Origin of the sequence: Corallococcus sp. CA053C (genome assembly GCF_003611675.1) — a bacterium.
Classification (GTDB): Bacteria; Myxococcota; Myxococcia; order Myxococcales; family Myxococcaceae; genus Corallococcus.
The window spans coordinates 1-992 of sequence record NZ_RAWA01000811.1 but is presented as its reverse complement, the minus strand read 5'-3'; the positions used below and the strand labels follow the sequence as shown (position 1 = coordinate 992).

General features: G+C 67.8%; 2 protein-coding genes. Both read right to left on the bottom strand.

From position 1 onward, the window contains the following. Positions 1-171: 171 nt before the first annotated feature. Complete coding sequence (gene rplI, locus D7V97_RS43330) at positions 172-615, bottom strand: 50S ribosomal protein L9 (RefSeq protein ID WP_120538058.1); 444 nt, start codon at positions 613-615, stop codon at positions 172-174. Between the two features lie 26 nt (positions 616-641). Further along, on the bottom strand, positions 642-992 hold a 351-nt coding region (gene rpsR, locus D7V97_RS43325; RefSeq protein ID WP_120616300.1), incomplete at its 5' end, for a 30S ribosomal protein S18.

Here is a 992-nt window from a genome sequence, read left to right as displayed (position 1 = left end):
GCCTGGCGCCCTGCCTCCACGCGGATGCCGTGGAGCGGACCGGGGACGGCGCGAGACGGACGGGGGCGGGGGCTGCCCACCATGCAACGCAAAAGGGCAAAGCAAAAGGGCCGCCCGGTTTCCCGGACGGCCCCTTCGCTTGAACGACTTGGAACAGGGTGAAGCGGTGGACTACTCGGCCACCACGTCGACCTTGATCTTCGCCGTCACCTCGCGGTGCAGGCGCAGCTCCACGTCGTAGCTGCCCAGCGACTTGATGGGCTCGGCCAGGTGCAGCTGGCGACGATCCACCTGCTGACCCTGGGCGGCGAGCGCCTCGGCGATGTCCAGCACCGTGACGGAGCCGAAGAGCTTGTCCTGCTCGCCGACCTTGCGCTTGATGGTGACCTTGACGGCGCCAAGCTTCTTGGCCTGCTCGTCCGCAACGCCCTTGAGCTTGGCGCTGCGAGCGGTCTGCACGGACTTCTCGTGCTCCAGCTGGCGCAGGTTCTGCTCGCTCGCCAGCACGGCCTTCTTGCGCGGCAGAAGGAAGTTCCGGCCGAAGCCGTCCTTCACCGTGACGAGCTCGCCGGACTTGCCGAGGTTGTCGATGTCCTCACGCAGAATGAGCTTCATGTTCAGTCTCCTGTGGGACCCGGCGGCTAGCCGACGACCGCGTTGTAGGGGAGGAGCGCGATGCCACGGGCGCGCTTGATGGCGATCGCCACCTCACGCTGGTGCTTCGCGCAGTTACCGGAGATGCGGCGGGGGATGATCTTGCCGCGCTCGGTGACGAAGTACTTCAGCGTCGCCTGGTCCTTGAAGTCCACCGACGCGTTCTTCTCCGCGCAGAACCGGCAGACCTTCTTGCGGCCGAAGCCACGACCACCACGCTTGTCGTCGTCGCCACCCATGCCGCCACCGCGGTCGCCACGATCGCCACCGCGGTCGCCGCCGCGGTCACCACCACGGTCGCCACCGCGCGAACCGCCGCCGTAGCCACCGCCACCACC